Genomic DNA, 15,555 nt, shown 5'->3' with positions numbered 1-15,555 from the left:
TTTTTTCAGGAATCGTCGTCATGCAGCGGGTCATCAGGGATGCGCAAGCCACACCGGAGGGGATGAGTGCGCTGCAAGCCAAAGTCGCCCTCATCCAGAAACACTTTCCGCCGACCGTCGCCAGCCTTTTTGCCATCCCGCGGATGGGCAGCGGCGACGTGCTGGAGTGGTGGACCGAACTGGGTGGGCAACCTACACCCTACGCTGACCTCAACGAGGACGCGCAACGACGTTTGCTGGAAACCTATGAAGTGCGCCAGACGTCCCTCGGACAGCTGGCGGACGAACTGCAAAGACGCGGTCAACCGACGGAAGCCGAAGACCTGCGCAGCCTGCTCGGCACACCGGAGCTGGACAAACTCTACAGCCTCAACGGTGAGCCATTGGTGGTGCGCTGGAACCAGCGCCCGCCCAAACCGATCGTACCGCCGGTTGTTCCGCTGGTGCCGGTTGTTCCGCCATCGCGTCGTGGCTGGTGGATCGCGGCGGCCTTGCTCGCGTTGTTGTTGCTGCTTCTGGCGCTGTGGCTTTGGTGGTTCTTGCACCGTGAGCCGGTTGTCGTGGCTCCACCGGTTGCGCCGGTTGCGCCCGTGGTGACGCCCGCCGAGAAACCGGTTGAGCCTGTTCCCGAGCCTGTCGTGGAACCGGAACCTGCTCCGGAACCAGAGCCCGTGCCCGAACCAGCACCAGTGCCGCCACCCAAGCCGGTCCCACCACCAAAACCGGTCGTGGCCGCGCCGCCACCACCACCGCCGCCACCGCCGCCACCTCCAGCCCCGACGCTGGACAACTACGCATGCCGCAAAAAAGCGCCTGATGCCGTGCCCCCGCAATTTGTGGTAGTGCTCGACACCTCGGGTTCGATGGATTTGAACATCAAGTCAGTGAAAGCCGACGAGGACTGGTTCTTCGGCAATGAGATGAACAAGTACCTGGACCCGAACCGCACCATGCAGATCTTCGCCAAGCCCAGCCGCATGGACGTCGCCAAGGACTCGCTGGCCGGCATGATCAATGGGCTGGACCCGAAGATCAACACGCGCCTGATCACCTTCGCCGGTTGCGAAAGAACACCGGACCAGGGCGTGTTCAAGTTTGGCGATCGTCAGCGGTTGATCAACGGGATTCGCGGTCTGGTTCCCAACGACGGCACCCCGCTGGCCGACAGCCTGGCCTACGCCGCCAGCACGGTCGACGGACGCAATAACGATGCAGTGATCGTGATGTTTGTCGACGGTGAGGACGGTTGTCAGAAAGACGCTTGCGCGGTGTCCCGCCGAATCGCCAGAGAACAGCCGCGCCTGCGGGTCAACGTGGTGAAAATCGGCGCCGGTGGCCCGTCACGCTGCATCGCTGAAAATACCGGTGGCCGGGTTTACAGCAGCACCAATGCGGCTGAGCTGGGTAGCCAGCTGAAACAGGCAACCAAGGAAGTGTCCAGCAATGCCAAGTGCAACTGACTTGGGAACAGATCCTGAATTGAGGTGACCCCATCGCGAGCAGGCTCGCTCCCACACTGGATTTGTGATCGACACAAAACCCTGTGGGAGCGAGCCGGCTCCGGGCGGCGTTCCGACGATAGCTATTTCAGCGGCGCCTCAACGAAACCGGTCAACCTCGTGACGCAAGTCCGCCGCGAGCTTCTCCAACTCTTTGGCGGTCACGGCCAGGTTCGACACCACTTCGCGCTGCTCACTGTTGGCCAATGCAATGCTTTGCAGGTTGCTGCTGAGCAATGTCGCGGTACTGCTCTGCTCCTGGGTCGCGGTGGTGATCGCCGCAAATTGCTGACCGGCCGAGCGGCTTTGCTCGTCAATCCGCGCCAGGGCCGAAGCCACGTTGGCGTTGCGCGACAGGCCTTCCTGCATCAACAGGTTGCCCTGCTCCATGGTGCTGATGGCGTTACCGGTTTCCTGCTGAATGCTTTGGATCATGCCGGAAATTTCGTCGGTCGCTTCGCGAGTGCGTGAGGCCAGGTTACGAACTTCATCGGCCACGACGGCAAAACCACGCCCCTGCTCACCGGCACGAGCGGCTTCGATGGCGGCATTGAGCGCCAGCAGGTTGGTCTGATCGGCAATCGAGGTAATCACCCCGACAATGCCACCGATTTCCTGGGAGCGCTGACCCAAGGTATTGATCACCGTCGCCGTGCTGTTCAGCGCTCCAGCAATTTGTTCCAGGGACGAGGACGCTTCGTCCATCGACGTACGACCGATCTGGGTTTGCTGTGCGTTTTCTTGAGCCAGACGCTGAGTGCTGCCCATGTTGTCGGCAATGTTCAGGGACGTTGCGCTGAACTCTTCCACGGCGCCGGCCATGCTGGTGATTTCGCCCGACTGCTGCTCCATCCCTTCATAGGCGCCACCGGACAGACCGGACAAGGCCTGGGCACGGCTGTTGACCTCTTGCGAGGCCTTGCGGATGTGCTCGACCATGGTCGACAGCGCCTGGCTCATCTGGTTGAACGCGCGGGCCAGCTGACCGATTTCGTCATTGCTCGATACGTTCAGACGCACGCTCAAATCACCGGCGCCCAAGGCTTCCGCCTGACGCACCAGATCACCCAGCGGCGCCAGTTTGCTGCGCAACAGCCAGACCGCCGAACCCACAGCGATCAACATCGCCAGCAGACTGCCAATCGCCAATTGAATGCCGACACTCCAGGTCACGGCACGGATTTCGGTTTTCGGCATGCTCGCTACTACCGACCATGGGCCGCCTTCAAACGGTACGGCAATGCTGTAGAAATCTTCGGACTTGTCGCTCCAGAACTCGCCCTTGCCCGGCGTTTTCGCCAAACCAACGATGGTCGGCGTCGCCTGATCCAGCGCTTGCACACCCGCGATCGGCACCAGCCATTTGCCTTGGTCATCGAGCAACGCCAGGGAGCCGGTCTGGCCGATACGGAAGCGCTTGAGGTTGGCAAACTGCGCGTTCTGCGCGTCGGTGTAATCGAATCCTACGAATAGAACAGCAATCACCTTACCGCCGCTGTCACGTACGGGGGTGTACTGAGTCATGTAGGAGCGTTCGAACAGCAAGGCGCGACCGACGTAGGCCTGCCCCGCCATCAAGCGGGCATAGGCCGGGTTCGCGTGATCGAGCAGCGTGCCAATGGCTCGGGTGCCGTCCTGTTTGCTCAGGGACGTGCTGACCCGAATGAAGTCTTCGCCGCTGCGCACAAACACAGTCGCAACGCCGGCGGTCATTTGCTTGAACTCGTCCACTTCCTTGAAGTTGTTGTTCAGCACTTCGCTGCCCAGGTGCAGGCCCGGGGTCTGAGTGCCCGCCACGGCCACCGGCTCGTCCGGATGCACGCTCAACCCTGCGCTGAAGCGTTTCTCGAACAGACCGGCCAAGCGCTGGGTGCTTTCACGCAACGTGCCGTGAAAGGTGCTCAACTGATCAGCCAGCAAACGGGCTTCACTGGCCAGGTGTTCTTCGCGGGTCGAGAGGTTGGCGGTGTCCAGCGAACGCAGGGCGAACACCGTACTGCCGCTGATGACAATCGCCAGTATCACGGCAAGCGCAAGACCAAGCTGTGAGGCGATCCGGGCACGAGGTTGGGACATGACAGCTCCTGGCCGAGCGACCGGATCTTCCTTGATCTGGCTGCACACTCAGCAAAATTCTAATAATGGGAATTGCGTCGAACCTGCACGAAGGTTCCACCTGCATTTTCGGCGGGAAAACGGAATACTTGAGTAATTAACCGGGATATGGCTCAAGGCCGCCATTGCGGCGGCTCTATCGATTCAGCCCAAGTGTTGAACGTCGGGCAATTCCATTGCTCGGGCTTCGCCTTGCAGGAAGTCGCTGAGCCTGCGCAAACGTTCACCTCCGGGGCGGGTTTTCGGCCAGACCAGGTAATATTTCTCACCGCTGGCGACGGCCGTCGGCCACGGCAAACTCAGACGTCCCTGAGCCACATCCTCCGCCACCATCAGCAGATCGCCCATGGACACGCCATAACCTCGGGCGGCGGCGATCATGCCCAGTTCCAGCGTGTCGAACACCTGCCCGCCCTTGAGCGACACCTGATCCGCCAGCCCCATGCGTTCCAGCCAACTGCGCCAGTCGCGACGATCCGGTGTCGGGTGCAGCAGTTCGGCATTGGCCAGCCGCGCGACATCCCACGGTTGATCCTGCAGAAGATTCGGCGCACCGACTGGAATCAGCTCTTCCGGGAACAGGAAACTCGCCTCCCAGTCCGGCGGAAAATGCCCGTTGCTGAGGATGACGGCGCAGTCGAACGGTTCATGGTTGAAGTCCACCGAGTCGACGTCCATCCAGGCGCTGGTCAATTGCACCTCGTTGCCCGGCTGCAGGTGCCGAAAGCGGCTGAGCCGTGCCAGCAGCCAGCGCATGGTCAGGGTCGACGGTGCTTTCATCCGCAGGATGTCATCTTCGGCGCGCAAGGTATTGCAGGCCCGCTCCAGGGCGGTGAAGCCTTCGCGAATGCCGGGCAGGATCAACCGCGCCGATTCGGTCAGTTGCAGATTGCGTCCGCTGCGGTGAAACAGCCGACAGGCAAAATGCTCTTCTAGCGTACGAATGTGCCGACTGACCGCACTTTGGGTGATCGATAATTCTTCGGCCGCACGGGTAAACGAGCTGTGCCGCGCCGCCGCTTCGAATGCGCGCAGGGCATACAAGGGAGGAAGACGACGGGACATTCGGAAAGCTCCTATAGCGGGATTCGGTCACCCTAGCAGAAACTTTCCAGCATGAGTTTGAATCATGCAACCCATCCTTTTTATCCCTTTGTGCAAACCCCGGAGAGCGCCGAGAATCGACGCTTTCCTGTCCCTCTTTAATTATCGAGCGTGATGACCATGCAGCATCCAGCACGTACCGAACTCTGGGCCATCCTGCGGCTGGCGGGGCCGTTGATTGCCTCGCAGTTGGCGCACATGCTGATGGTCCTCACCGACACCTTGATGATGGCGCGCCTGAGTCCAGAGGCGCTGGCCGGTGGCGGCCTGGGCGCAGCAACTTACTCGTTCGTGTCGATCTTCTGCATTGGCGTGATCGCCGCGGTTGGCACCCTCGTGGCCATCCGTCAGGGTGCGGGCGACATCGTCGGCGCCGCCAGGCTGACCCAGGCCGGGTTATGGCTGGCGTGGTTGATGGCGTTGGTGGCCGGGCTGCTGCTGTGGAACCTCAAACCGGTGTTGCTGCTGTTCGGCCAGACCGAAACCAACGTCCACGCGGCCGGGCAGTTCCTGCTGATCCTGCCGTTCGCCCTGCCCGGCTACCTGAGCTTCATGGCCCTGCGCGGCTTTACCAGCGCCATCGGCCGGGCAACACCGGTGATGGTCATCAGCCTCGGCGGCACCGTGGCCAACTTCCTGCTCAATTACGCCTTGATTACCGGCATGTTCGGTCTGCCGAAACTGGGGTTGATGGGCATCGGGCTGGTGACCGCTGTTGTCGCCAACTGCATGGCGCTGGCGCTGGCCTGGCACATCCGTCGGCATCCGGCTTACGACGCTTATCCCTTGCGCCAAGGCCTGTCGCGGCCTAACCGTCAATACCTCAAGGAACTGTGGCGCCTGGGTCTGCCGATTGGTGGCACCTACGCGGTGGAAGTCGGACTGTTTGCGTTCGCCGCGCTGTGCATGGGCACCATGGGCAGTACGCAAATGGGCGCACACCAGATTGCCCTGCAAATCGTCTCGGTGGCGTTCATGGTTCCGGCGGGGATTTCCTATGCGATCACCATGCGCATCGGGCAGCACTACGGCGCCGGGCAGCTGCTGAATGCACGGCTGGCCGGACGGGTCGGCATCGCTTTTGGCGCGGCGGCGATGCTTGCCTTCGCCATGGTCTTCTGGTTGCTGCCGAATCAGTTGATCGGTTTGTTCCTGGACCACAACGACCCGGCGTTTCGCGACGTCATCAACCTGGCCGTGAGCCTGTTGGCGGTCGCCGCGTGGTTCGAGCTGTTCGACGGCACGCAAACCATCGCCATGGGCTGCATTCGCGGGCTCAAGGATGCCAAGACCACGTTCCTCGTGGGTTTGGGATGTTATTGGCTGATTGGCGCGCCGGCTGCCTGGTGGATGGCCTTCCATTTGAATTGGGGGCCGACGGGTGTCTGGTGGGGGTTGGCGTTGGGGCTGGCATGCGCGGCGGTGAGCCTGACGTGGGCGTTTGAGTGGAAGATGAAGCGGATGATTCGGCAGGAGCCTGCGCCGCGGAATAGTTTCCCGGTCGCCCAGCCTGACTGAGACCCCCTGTGGGAGCGAGCCTGCTCGCGATAGCGGTCTGTCAGTAAATAACTATGTCAACTGACACTCCGCTATCGCGAGCAGGCTCGCTCCCACATTTGTTCGTGGTTAGCTCACGACTTCCAGTGACGGCTGCTGGCTCGAACCGAACGTCAAATACTCAACCAACTCCGCTAACGGCAACGGCTTGCTGATCAAATATCCCTGCACCTGATCGCAGCCAAACCCGCGCAACAGATCCAGCTGCTCCGGCGTTTCTACGCCTTCGGCGACCACTTCAAGATTGAGGTTGTGCGCCAGGTTGATCATCGCGTGGACCAGTTTGCGATTCTCTTCGCGCTGTTCCATGCCGCCGACAAAGCTCTTATCAATCTTCAGCAAGGTAATCGGCAGGCTGTTGAGGTGCACAAACGAAGAGAAACCGGTACCGAAGTCGTCCAGGGAAAAGCGCACACCCAGACGCCCCAGGGCATCCATGGTCTGCTTCACCAGATCACTGCGGCGCATCACCGCGGTTTCAGTCAGCTCGAACTCCAGCCATTGCGCCTCGACACCGCGCTCGGCAATCAGCCGGCTCAGGGTCGACAACAATTGGCTGTCCTGAAACTGCCGGAACGACAGGTTGATCGCCATGTGCAACGCCGGCAAACCCCGTTCGCGCAACGCTTGCATGTCGCGCAAGGCGCGGGAAATCACCCAGTAACCGAGCGGCACGATCAAACCGCTCTGCTCGGCCAGCGGCACGAACTCACTGGGTGGCAGCAAGCCGCGCTCGCCATGGCGCCAGCGCACCAAGGCTTCGAGGCCGACGATCTGCCCGTCCTCAAGGTTCAGGCGAGGCTGGTAATGCAGTTCCAGTTCATCCCGGCGCAACGCCCGGCGCAGCTCGCTTTCGAGATCGGCCATGCTGCGGGCATTGCGATTGATGCGTTCGTTGAAGATGTGAAAGGTACAGCCCTGAGTACTTTTGGCTTGTTGCATGGCGATGTGTGCGTGCCACATCAGCGGGTCGGCGCCGGCCTGGGCCCGGGCGTGGGCAATACCGAGGCTGGAACCGATCAACAGGCTTTCGCCGTCGACCCAGTAAGGCTCGGCCAGCGCTTCGGTAATGCGCTCGGCCATCCATTCGGCGCGTTGAGGCGCGCGGCGGGTGTCGATCAGCAGGGCGAACTCATCACTGCCCAGTCGTGCCAGCTGATCGCCGGCCTCAAGCTGGCTTTTCAGCCGCGCGACTACTTGCAGGATCAACCGGTCACCGGCCTGGTGACCGAGGGCATCGTTGGCATGACGGAAGTTGTCGAGATCAAGGTGACCGAGGGCCATACCGCGGCCGTCGTTTTCCGCCAGACGCGCCGCCAGCAAGGTCTGGAAACCCTGGCGATTGGCGATGCCGGTGAGCGGGTCTTGCTCAGCCAGGCGCTGCAGGGTGTTTTCCAGCACGCCACGCTCGCGCACATGCCGCAGGCACCGGCGCAACATGCCGGGATCAAGGTGATCGCGTACCAGCCAGTCGCTCACCCCATCGGGCGGCGCCAGTGGTTCGTGCTCGAGCAGCAATACCGTCGGCAGGCTGCAACGGCCAGGTAGAGGTTGAAGCGCTGGAATCGTCAACAACACCGCGTTGCGGTTGTCATCGAACAGACTGCTGACTGACTCCCAGCTCGGTGCGCTGATGAGCACGGTCGAGCTCCCCATCGGAGCCAGACACTCGCGCAACAACGCTGCCCACGCTGGCTCTTCGGCCAGTAGCAGCAAACGCAAGGGTTCGACAGGCGTAGACAAGCTAGCTCCCTAGACTCTGCAAAGATGTAGGCGGCGGGCATTATGCAGCGCCGGTAACCAATGACCAAATGACCTCGGTTATCAAACGCGGCTTTGTATCTTGAATAACGAACAATAGACGCACATTCAACGCGCATCCTGCGTGAAAGTATCAAAACCGGCAAATATAGATAGCGTCCTGCGTCACAAGTCGGAGAGAGCAGCACAAATCGCTGAGCCTGTTAAAATGCCGGCCCATTTCGCAAACGACTCCCTGATTTCGTATGTCCCGACTCAATCCCCGGCAGCAAGAAGCCGTGAGCTACGTCGGCGGCCCTCTTTTGGTGCTCGCCGGTGCAGGCTCCGGCAAGACCAGCGTGATCACGCGCAAGATCGCCCACTTGATCCAGAATTGCGGCATCCGCGCCCAGTACATCGTCGCCATGACCTTTACCAACAAGGCCGCGCGGGAGATGAAGGAACGGGTCGGCACCTTGCTCAAGGGCGGCGAAGGCCGCGGCCTGACCGTCTGCACCTTCCACAATCTGGGCCTGAACATCATCCGCAAGGAACACGTGCGGCTGGGCTACAAGCCGGGTTTCTCGATCTTCGACGAGACCGATGTCAAAGCCCTGATGACCGACATCATGCAGAAGGAATACTCGGGCGACGACGGCGTCGACGAGATCAAGAACATGATCGGCTCGTGGAAAAACGACCTGATCCTGCCGCCCGAAGCCCTGGAAAACGCGCGCAACCCCAAGGAACAGACCGCCGCCATCGTCTACACCCACTATCAGCGCACGCTCAAGGCGTTCAACGCGGTGGACTTCGACGACCTGATCCTGTTGCCGGTGAAGCTGTTCCAGGAACACGCCGACATCCTCGAAAAATGGCAGAACAAAGTCCGCTACCTGCTGGTGGACGAATACCAGGACACCAACGCCAGCCAGTATTTGCTGGTGAAGTTGCTGATCGGCACGCGCAACCAGTTCACCGTGGTGGGTGATGACGACCAGTCGATCTATGCCTGGCGCGGTGCGCGCCCGGAAAACCTGATGTTGCTCAAGGATGATTACCCGTCCTTGAAAGTGGTGATGCTGGAGCAAAACTATCGCTCCACCAGCCGCATCCTGCGCTGCGCCAACGTGCTGATCTCGAACAACCCGCACGAATTCGAAAAGCAGTTGTGGAGCGAGATGGGCCACGGCGACGAGATCCGCGTGATCCGTTGCCGCAACGAAGACGCCGAAGCCGAGCGTGTGGCCGTGGAATTGCTGACCCTGCACCTGCGCACGGACCGGCCGTACAGCGATTTTGCGATCCTGTATCGCGGCAACTACCAGGCCAAGCTGATAGAGCTGAAGCTGCAACACCACCAGATTCCGTATCGCCTCTCTGGCGGCAACAGCTTTTTCGGACGTCAGGAAGTAAAGGACCTGATGGCCTACTTCCGCCTGATCGTGAACCCGGACGACGACAACGCCTTCCTGCGAGTGATCAACGTCCCACGTCGGGAGATCGGTTCGACCACGCTGGAAAAGCTCGGCAACTACGCCACCGAACGCAAAATCTCGATGTACGCCGCCACCGACGAAATCGGTCTGGGCGAGCATCTGGATACGCGCTTCACCGATCGACTGTCGCGCTTCAAGCGCTTCATGGACAAGGTCCGCGAGCAGTGCGCCGGCGAAGACCCGATCTCGGCGCTGCGCAGCATGGTCATGGACATCGACTACGAGAACTGGCTGCGCACCAACAGCTCCAGCGATAAGGCCGCCGATTACCGCATGGGTAACGTCTGGTTCTTGATCGAGGCGTTGAAGAACACCCTCGAAAAAGACGAAGAAGGCGAGATGACCGTCGAAGACGCCATCGGCAAACTCGTCCTGCGCGACATGCTGGAACGTCAGCAAGAAGAGGAAGACGGCGCCGAAGGTGTGCAGATGATGACCCTGCACGCCTCCAAAGGTCTGGAATTCCCTTACGTGTTCATCATGGGCATGGAAGAGGAAATCCTCCCGCACCGCTCCAGTATCGAAGCCGACACCATCGAAGAAGAACGTCGGCTGGCCTACGTCGGAATTACCCGAGCGCGCCAGACGCTGGCCTTCACCTTCGCCGCCAAGCGTAAGCAATACGGCGAGATCATCGATTGCGCGCCGAGCCGCTTCCTCGATGAGCTGCCGCCGGACGACTTGGCCTGGGAAGGCACCGACGACACGCCCGTTGAAGTCAAAGCCGTTCGCGGGAATACCGCATTGGCGGATATACGCGCGATGTTAAAGCGCTAGAATCGACTACTTTTTAACCAGCCTTAGACGCATAGCCGTCCTTAGAGGAAAGCTTCATGGAAGCACTGCACAAGAAAATTCGCGAAGAAGGCATCGTGCTTTCCGACCAGGTCCTGAAAGTCGACGCCTTTCTGAACCACCAGATCGACCCGGCCCTGATGAAGCTGATCGGCGACGAATTCGCCACGCTGTTCAAGGATTCGGGCATCACCAAGATCGTCACCATCGAAGCCTCGGGCATTGCGCCGGCGATCATGACCGGCCTGAACCTCGGCGTACCGGTGATTTTTGCGCGCAAGCATCAGTCCCTGACCCTGACCGAAAACCTGCTGTCGGCGACGGTTTACTCGTTCACCAAGCAGACCGAAAGCACCGTGGCGATCTCCCCGCGCCACCTGACCAGCAGCGATCGCGTGCTGATCATCGATGACTTTTTGGCCAACGGTAAGGCGTCGCAAGCGCTGATCTCGATCATCAAACAGGCCGGCGCTACCGTCGCGGGTTTGGGTATCGTGATCGAGAAGTCGTTCCAGGGCGGCCGTGCGGAACTGGATGCTCAGGGTTATCGCGTTGAATCCCTGGCCCGCGTTCAGTCGCTGGCTGGCGGTGTCGTAACCTTCATCGAGTAACCCGCAACACCGCATTTCCCCTGTGGGAGCCAGCCTGCTGGCGATGGCCGTCTGTCAGTCATGAAGGTTTTGACTGACACGACGCCATCGCCATCGCCATCGCCAGCAGGCTGGCTCCCACAGGTGTTTTGTGTTGGCTGTTATGGCGCGGTGGCTTTGAGGCCGGTGAGCAATAGCCGCTGAAACAAATCCTCTTTCAACCCTTCCGGGTTGGTCAGCTGCATGCGTTCCAGATGTTCGGGAAACGATGAAGGCTCCGGCGCATCCAGCGCTGCCTTGCCCAACTCCAGAATCTCCGTGAGCTTGAACTTGCTCTTCAGCCAGTTCAGCGCCCGCAATAGATCCTTCTCCTCAGCGGTGAAATCGCAGCCCAACGGATACTCTGGAAACAACTGCGGATGCCGCGCCTGGATGGCCTGCAAGCGTTGCGGACTGTTGTCGGCGAAGCGTGGATCAATACGGAAATTCTTCGGTAACTTGTCGGCTGCCTGAGCCTGTTCGATCAACCCCGGCTGAAAACGGGAGTCACTGATATTCAGCAACGCCTCGATCACCGCCGCATCGGTCTTGCCCCGCAGATCGGCGATGCCGTACTCGGTGATCACGATGTCTCGCAGGTGTCGCGGGATCGTGCAATGGCCGTACTCCCAGACAATGTTCGAACTGACCTCACCGCCTGATTCGCGCCAGCTGCGCAGAAGCAACACTGAACGCGCCCCTTCCAGTGCATGTCCTTGTGCAACGAAGTTGTATTGCCCGCCGACACCGCTGAGCACTCGCCCGTCTTCGAGCTGATCGGCCACGCCTGCACCCAGCAAGGTCATGGTAAACACGGTGTTGATGAAACGCGCATCAAGGCGCTGCAAGCGTTTGAGTTCTTCCTGACCGTAGAGCTCATTGATGTAGCTGATGCGGGTCATATTGAATTCGAGCCGCTTGTTGTGCGGCAGCTCGCGCAGGCGCTCATAGAAACTGCGCGGCCCAAGGAAGAAACCGCCATGCACCGAAATGCCGTCAGTTTGCGCGGCTTCATCCAGCGTGCCGGCATTCGCCTGTTGCTGGGTCGGCACATCCGGATAGACCTTGCGCCGCACGATCCCCGCGTCGGCCAGCACCAGCAAGCCGTTGACGAACATTTCGCTGCAACCGTAAAGGCCCTTGGCGAAAGGTTCGACGCCGCCTTCGCGGTCGATGAGTTGCGCCCACTGGCTGAGATTGATATCCGCCAGCAATGCCTTGTAACCGACATTGTCAGCTTGCCGCGCCAGCAGCGCAGCGGTCAGGGCATCACCCATGGCGCCGATGCCGATCTGCAAGGTGCCGCCGTCGCGCACCAGCGTGCTGGCGTGCAGCCCGATGAAGTGATCCTGGAAACCCACCGGCATGTTCGGCGTGGAGAACAGCGTGGTGCTGTCCTTCTCGTCGATCAGCAGGTCGAACGTGTCGATACCGATTTCAGCATCGCCGGGCATGTACGGCAAATCGTTGTGCACCTGCCCCACCAGCAGGATCGTCTCCCCCGCCGCCCGGCGTTTAGCGATCATCGGGAACAGGTCGAGGGTGATGTCCGGGTTGCAGCTCAGGCTCAGGCGGTCAGGGTGTTCGCTGTGGCTCGCCACCAATTGCGCCACCAGGTTCAATCCGGCGGCGTTGATGTCTCGAGCGGCGTGGCTGTAATTGCTGCTGACGTAATCCTGCTGGGCCTGTGCGCTGTGGAGCAGGCTGCCGGGCTGCATGAAGAATTGCTGAACATGGATGTTGGACGGCAGGCTGTCGCGATGCAGGTCGGCCAGAAAATCCAGTTCCGGATAATCGCCAAAAACCCGCTCGATGAAGGGCTCGAGAAAGCGCTTTTGCAAACCGTCACCCAAGGAAGGACGGCCCAGGCACAGGGCGGTGTAGATCGTCAGCTGCCGCTCGGGCAACTGCGCGATGCGTTGAAACAGCGCGTTGACGAAGTGGTTGGGTTTGCCCAGACCGAGGGGCAGGCCCATGTGGATATGCGCCGGCAACCGTGCCAAGACATCATCGACCGCTTGCTCGATAGAACACAGCTGCACCATCTGATCCTCCCTTACATTCCGTGAATTGGGGTTGGACCGAGCTTGCCGCGTCTTTGCTGCAATGAACAGTCTCAGCCGTAAATCGCACGCACAAAAAAGCCGCTCGAAAGCGGCTTTTTGATGAAGATGAAGGCTTATTTCAGGCCGGACATCTTCTGGATGGCGCCTTTGAGCTCGGCGTCTGCGCAATCGGCGCAGGTGCCTTTTGGCGGCATCGAGTTGAGACCGGAGATAGCCTTGGCGAGCAGGCCGTCAACACCACCTTCTTTCTTGGCGCGCTCGCCCCAAGCGGCGGCATCACCGATTTTCGGCGCGCCCAACAGGCCGGTGCCGTGGCAAGCGTTGCAGTGTTTGGCAATCACTTCGTCAGGAGTTTTGGCACCACCACCGCCGCCAGCAGATGCCGCGACTTCCATCCCCTTGCACTCTTTACCCTGAACGCAAACCTGGCCGACCGGCTCAAGGCGTTTAGCAATTTCGTCGTTGGTCGCAGCTTGTGCGCCGACTGCCCAAAGGGCCAATACGGTTGCTGGTACGGCCAGCATTTTCATAATTAGATTCACGCGTTCACCCTCAATGGTGGCTAGTCACGCCCACGGCCACGGTTCGCAGGCGGGCGCAAGTATAACGGTAAGCCCGCCACACTGAAACAACCCTAAAGTCGGAGGGGTCTTATGCGTGGCGGAAAAACATCTCGGGCACCTGCGCAATGCTCGCGGGACGCCTCTTTTCTTAGAAATTCGCTGGAGTCGCTGCGCTGATTAGTCGCGCTGGCGCATCGAACGGATTACGGAAACGGTGCGGTTTAGTACTTTCAAAGTAGTAGCTGTCGCCGGCTTCGAGCACAAAAGTTTCAAGCCCTACCACCAGTTCAAGTCGACCTTCGAGCAAAATCCCGGTTTCCTCGCCCTCATGGGTGAGCATCTCGTCACCGGTGTCGGCGCCTGGCGGGTAGATTTCGTTGAGGAACGCGATGGCCCGGCTCGGATGAGCCCTGCCGACCAGTTTCATGGTCACTGCGCCATCGGAAATATCGATCAGCTCGTTGGCTTTGTAGACGATCTGAGTCGGTTTTTCCTGCAGGATCTCTTCGGAAAAGAACTCGACCATGGACATGGGAATCCCGCCCAGTACCTTCCTCAGCGAACTGATCGAGGGGCTGACGCTGTTCTTCTCGATCATCGAAATGGTGCTGTTAGTGACGCCCGCGCGTTTGGCGAGTTCACGCTGGGAAAGTCCTTTGAGCTTACGGATGGATTGCAGTCGTTCACCGACGTCCAATGCTGGAGCCTCCAGGGATTCAGGTTGTTGGAATATTGAGCGTTATCATGGCGACAGCGTTCAGTATTTACAACACTTGGACCTGAATCCTGTTCGGTGAAGCGACTTTCGGTCGGGACGCTTTGACTTAAGCCCCGGAATAGAGCATTGGCACCCGGCGCAGGTTGCAGAAGATCTGGTAAGGAATCGTGCCCGCGGCTGCGGCCACGTCACTGGCGAGAATGTTTTTGCCCCACAACTCGACGGTCGAACCAAGGCCGGCTTGCGGCACATCGGTCAGGTCGATGCAGAGCATGTCCATCGACACCCGGCCAATCAACTGGCTGCGCTGCCCGGCAACCATCACTGGCGTACCGGTCGGTGCCTGACGGGGGTAGCCGTCGGCGTAACCCATGGCCACCACGCCCACGCGCATTGGTTTCTGGGTGATGAATTTGGCGCCATAACCGATCGGCTCGCCGGCCGGCAGTTCACGCACGCAAATCACTTTCGATTCGAGGGTCATCACCGGTTGCAGGCGGGACGCCACGGCATTGGCTTCTTCAAACGGAGTCGCGCCGTAGAGCATGATGCCCGGGCGAACCCAATCACTTGGAATCTGCGGCCAACCAAGCACAGCCGGCGAGTTACGCAGGCTGACCTCAGCCGACAAGCCCTGGCGCGCCGCTTCGAACACAGCAACCTGTTCGGCACTGGCCTGACTGTGCAGCTCATCGGCCCGGGCGAAGTGGCTCATCAGTACAATCTTCGCCACCTTGCCGCTGGCCAGCAACCGTTGATAGCCCGCCTGATAATCCTTTGGATGCAAGCCCACCCGATGCATGCCCGAATCGAGTTTGAGCCAGACCGTGATCGGCTTGCTCAGTGCAGCGTTCTCGATGGCTTCGAGCTGCCACAGCGAATGCACCACGCACCAGAAGTCATGCTCGACGATCAGCGACAGCTCATCGGCCTCGAAAAAACCTTCCAGCAGCAACACCGGCGCACGAATGCCCCCGGCTCGCAGCTCCAACGCTTCTTCGATGCAGGCCACGGCAAACCCGTCCGCCTCGGCTTCCAGCGCCTGGGCGCAGCGCACCGCGCCATGGCCGTAGGCATCGGCCTTGATCACCGCGAGGGCCTTGGCCCCCGTGACTTCACGGGCGATTTGATAGTTGTGACGCAGGGCTTGAAGGTCGATCAGGGCACGGGCAGGACGCATGGCGGCAGACTTCTGGTCGGGTCATTGGGGAAGAAAAACCGGCGCTGGCTGACGGCGTGAACCGCCAGTAGCACCGGGAGAGGGATCTTT

Annotated in this window: 11 protein-coding genes; 4 read left to right on the top strand and 7 right to left on the bottom strand. The window is 60.3% G+C overall.

Features of this window, described 5'->3' with window-relative positions:
• Positions 1-20 precede the first annotated feature (20 nt).
• A complete protein-coding gene (locus JFU47_RS18195) occupies positions 21-1,460 on the top strand; it encodes a vWA domain-containing protein (RefSeq protein WP_201184719.1) in 1,440 nt (479 codons plus the stop codon).
• A 138-nt stretch (positions 1,461-1,598) separates the two neighbouring features.
• Here the strand turns inward: JFU47_RS18195 and JFU47_RS18190 are convergent, their stop codons facing one another.
• Positions 1,599-3,575, bottom strand: coding sequence for a methyl-accepting chemotaxis protein (locus JFU47_RS18190; protein ID WP_201184717.1), 1,977 nt, complete (start codon positions 3,573-3,575; stop codon positions 1,599-1,601).
• A 183-nt stretch (positions 3,576-3,758) separates the two neighbouring features.
• Entirely contained in the window at positions 3,759-4,679 is a 921-nt protein-coding gene (locus tag JFU47_RS18185; protein ID WP_046053830.1) for a LysR substrate-binding domain-containing protein, read from the bottom strand.
• Between the two features lie 159 nt (positions 4,680-4,838).
• Here JFU47_RS18185 and JFU47_RS18180 point away from each other — a divergent pair, with 159 nt between their 5' ends.
• Positions 4,839-6,236 carry a NorM family multidrug efflux MATE transporter gene (locus JFU47_RS18180; protein WP_201184715.1) on the top strand — a complete coding sequence of 466 codons (1,398 nt, stop codon included), beginning with the start codon at positions 4,839-4,841 and terminating at the stop codon, positions 6,234-6,236.
• A 108-nt stretch (positions 6,237-6,344) separates the two neighbouring features.
• Here the strand turns inward: JFU47_RS18180 and JFU47_RS18175 are convergent, their stop codons facing one another.
• The gene (locus JFU47_RS18175; protein ID WP_201184713.1) at positions 6,345-8,018 is read right to left on the bottom strand and encodes a putative bifunctional diguanylate cyclase/phosphodiesterase; all 1,674 of its coding nucleotides are present in this window, start codon (positions 8,016-8,018) and stop codon (positions 6,345-6,347) included.
• Positions 8,019-8,281: 263 nt separating this feature from the next.
• Between JFU47_RS18175 and rep the strand changes: the two genes are divergently transcribed.
• Entirely contained in the window at positions 8,282-10,291 is a 2,010-nt protein-coding gene (gene rep / locus JFU47_RS18170) for a DNA helicase Rep (RefSeq protein ID WP_201184711.1), read from the top strand.
• A 56-nt stretch (positions 10,292-10,347) separates the two neighbouring features.
• On the top strand, positions 10,348-10,920 hold the full coding sequence (locus JFU47_RS18165) for a xanthine phosphoribosyltransferase (RefSeq protein ID WP_020799401.1): 573 nt from the start codon (positions 10,348-10,350) through the stop codon (positions 10,918-10,920).
• A gap of 140 nt (positions 10,921-11,060) precedes the next feature.
• Here JFU47_RS18165 and JFU47_RS18160 read toward each other — a convergent pair whose 3' ends face one another.
• The 4 genes from JFU47_RS18160 to alr form a co-directional block, all read right to left on the bottom strand.
• On the bottom strand, positions 11,061-12,983 hold the full coding sequence (locus JFU47_RS18160) for an acetyl-CoA hydrolase/transferase family protein (protein ID WP_201184708.1): 1,923 nt from the start codon (positions 12,981-12,983) through the stop codon (positions 11,061-11,063).
• 134 nt (positions 12,984-13,117) lie between these two features.
• Positions 13,118-13,534, bottom strand: a complete 417-nt coding sequence (locus tag JFU47_RS18155) for a c-type cytochrome (protein WP_140676142.1) — start codon at positions 13,532-13,534, stop codon at positions 13,118-13,120.
• A gap of 181 nt (positions 13,535-13,715) precedes the next feature.
• Positions 13,716-14,264: a cupin domain-containing protein gene (locus JFU47_RS18150; protein WP_008150195.1), complete on the bottom strand. Its 549-nt coding sequence runs from the start codon at positions 14,262-14,264 to the stop codon at positions 13,716-13,718.
• Between the two features lie 127 nt (positions 14,265-14,391).
• Positions 14,392-15,465: an alanine racemase gene (alr, locus tag JFU47_RS18145; RefSeq protein WP_201184706.1), complete on the bottom strand. Its 1,074-nt coding sequence runs from the start codon at positions 15,463-15,465 to the stop codon at positions 14,392-14,394.
• Positions 15,466-15,555 lie beyond the last annotated feature (90 nt).

It is taken from the genome of Pseudomonas sp. TH39(2020) (assembly GCF_016650715.1).
In the GTDB taxonomy this organism is placed as follows: Bacteria; Pseudomonadota; Gammaproteobacteria; order Pseudomonadales; family Pseudomonadaceae; genus Aquipseudomonas; species Aquipseudomonas mandelii_C.
Note: the sequence above shows the minus strand (reverse complement) of the source record. Positions and strands in the feature narration are given on the sequence as shown.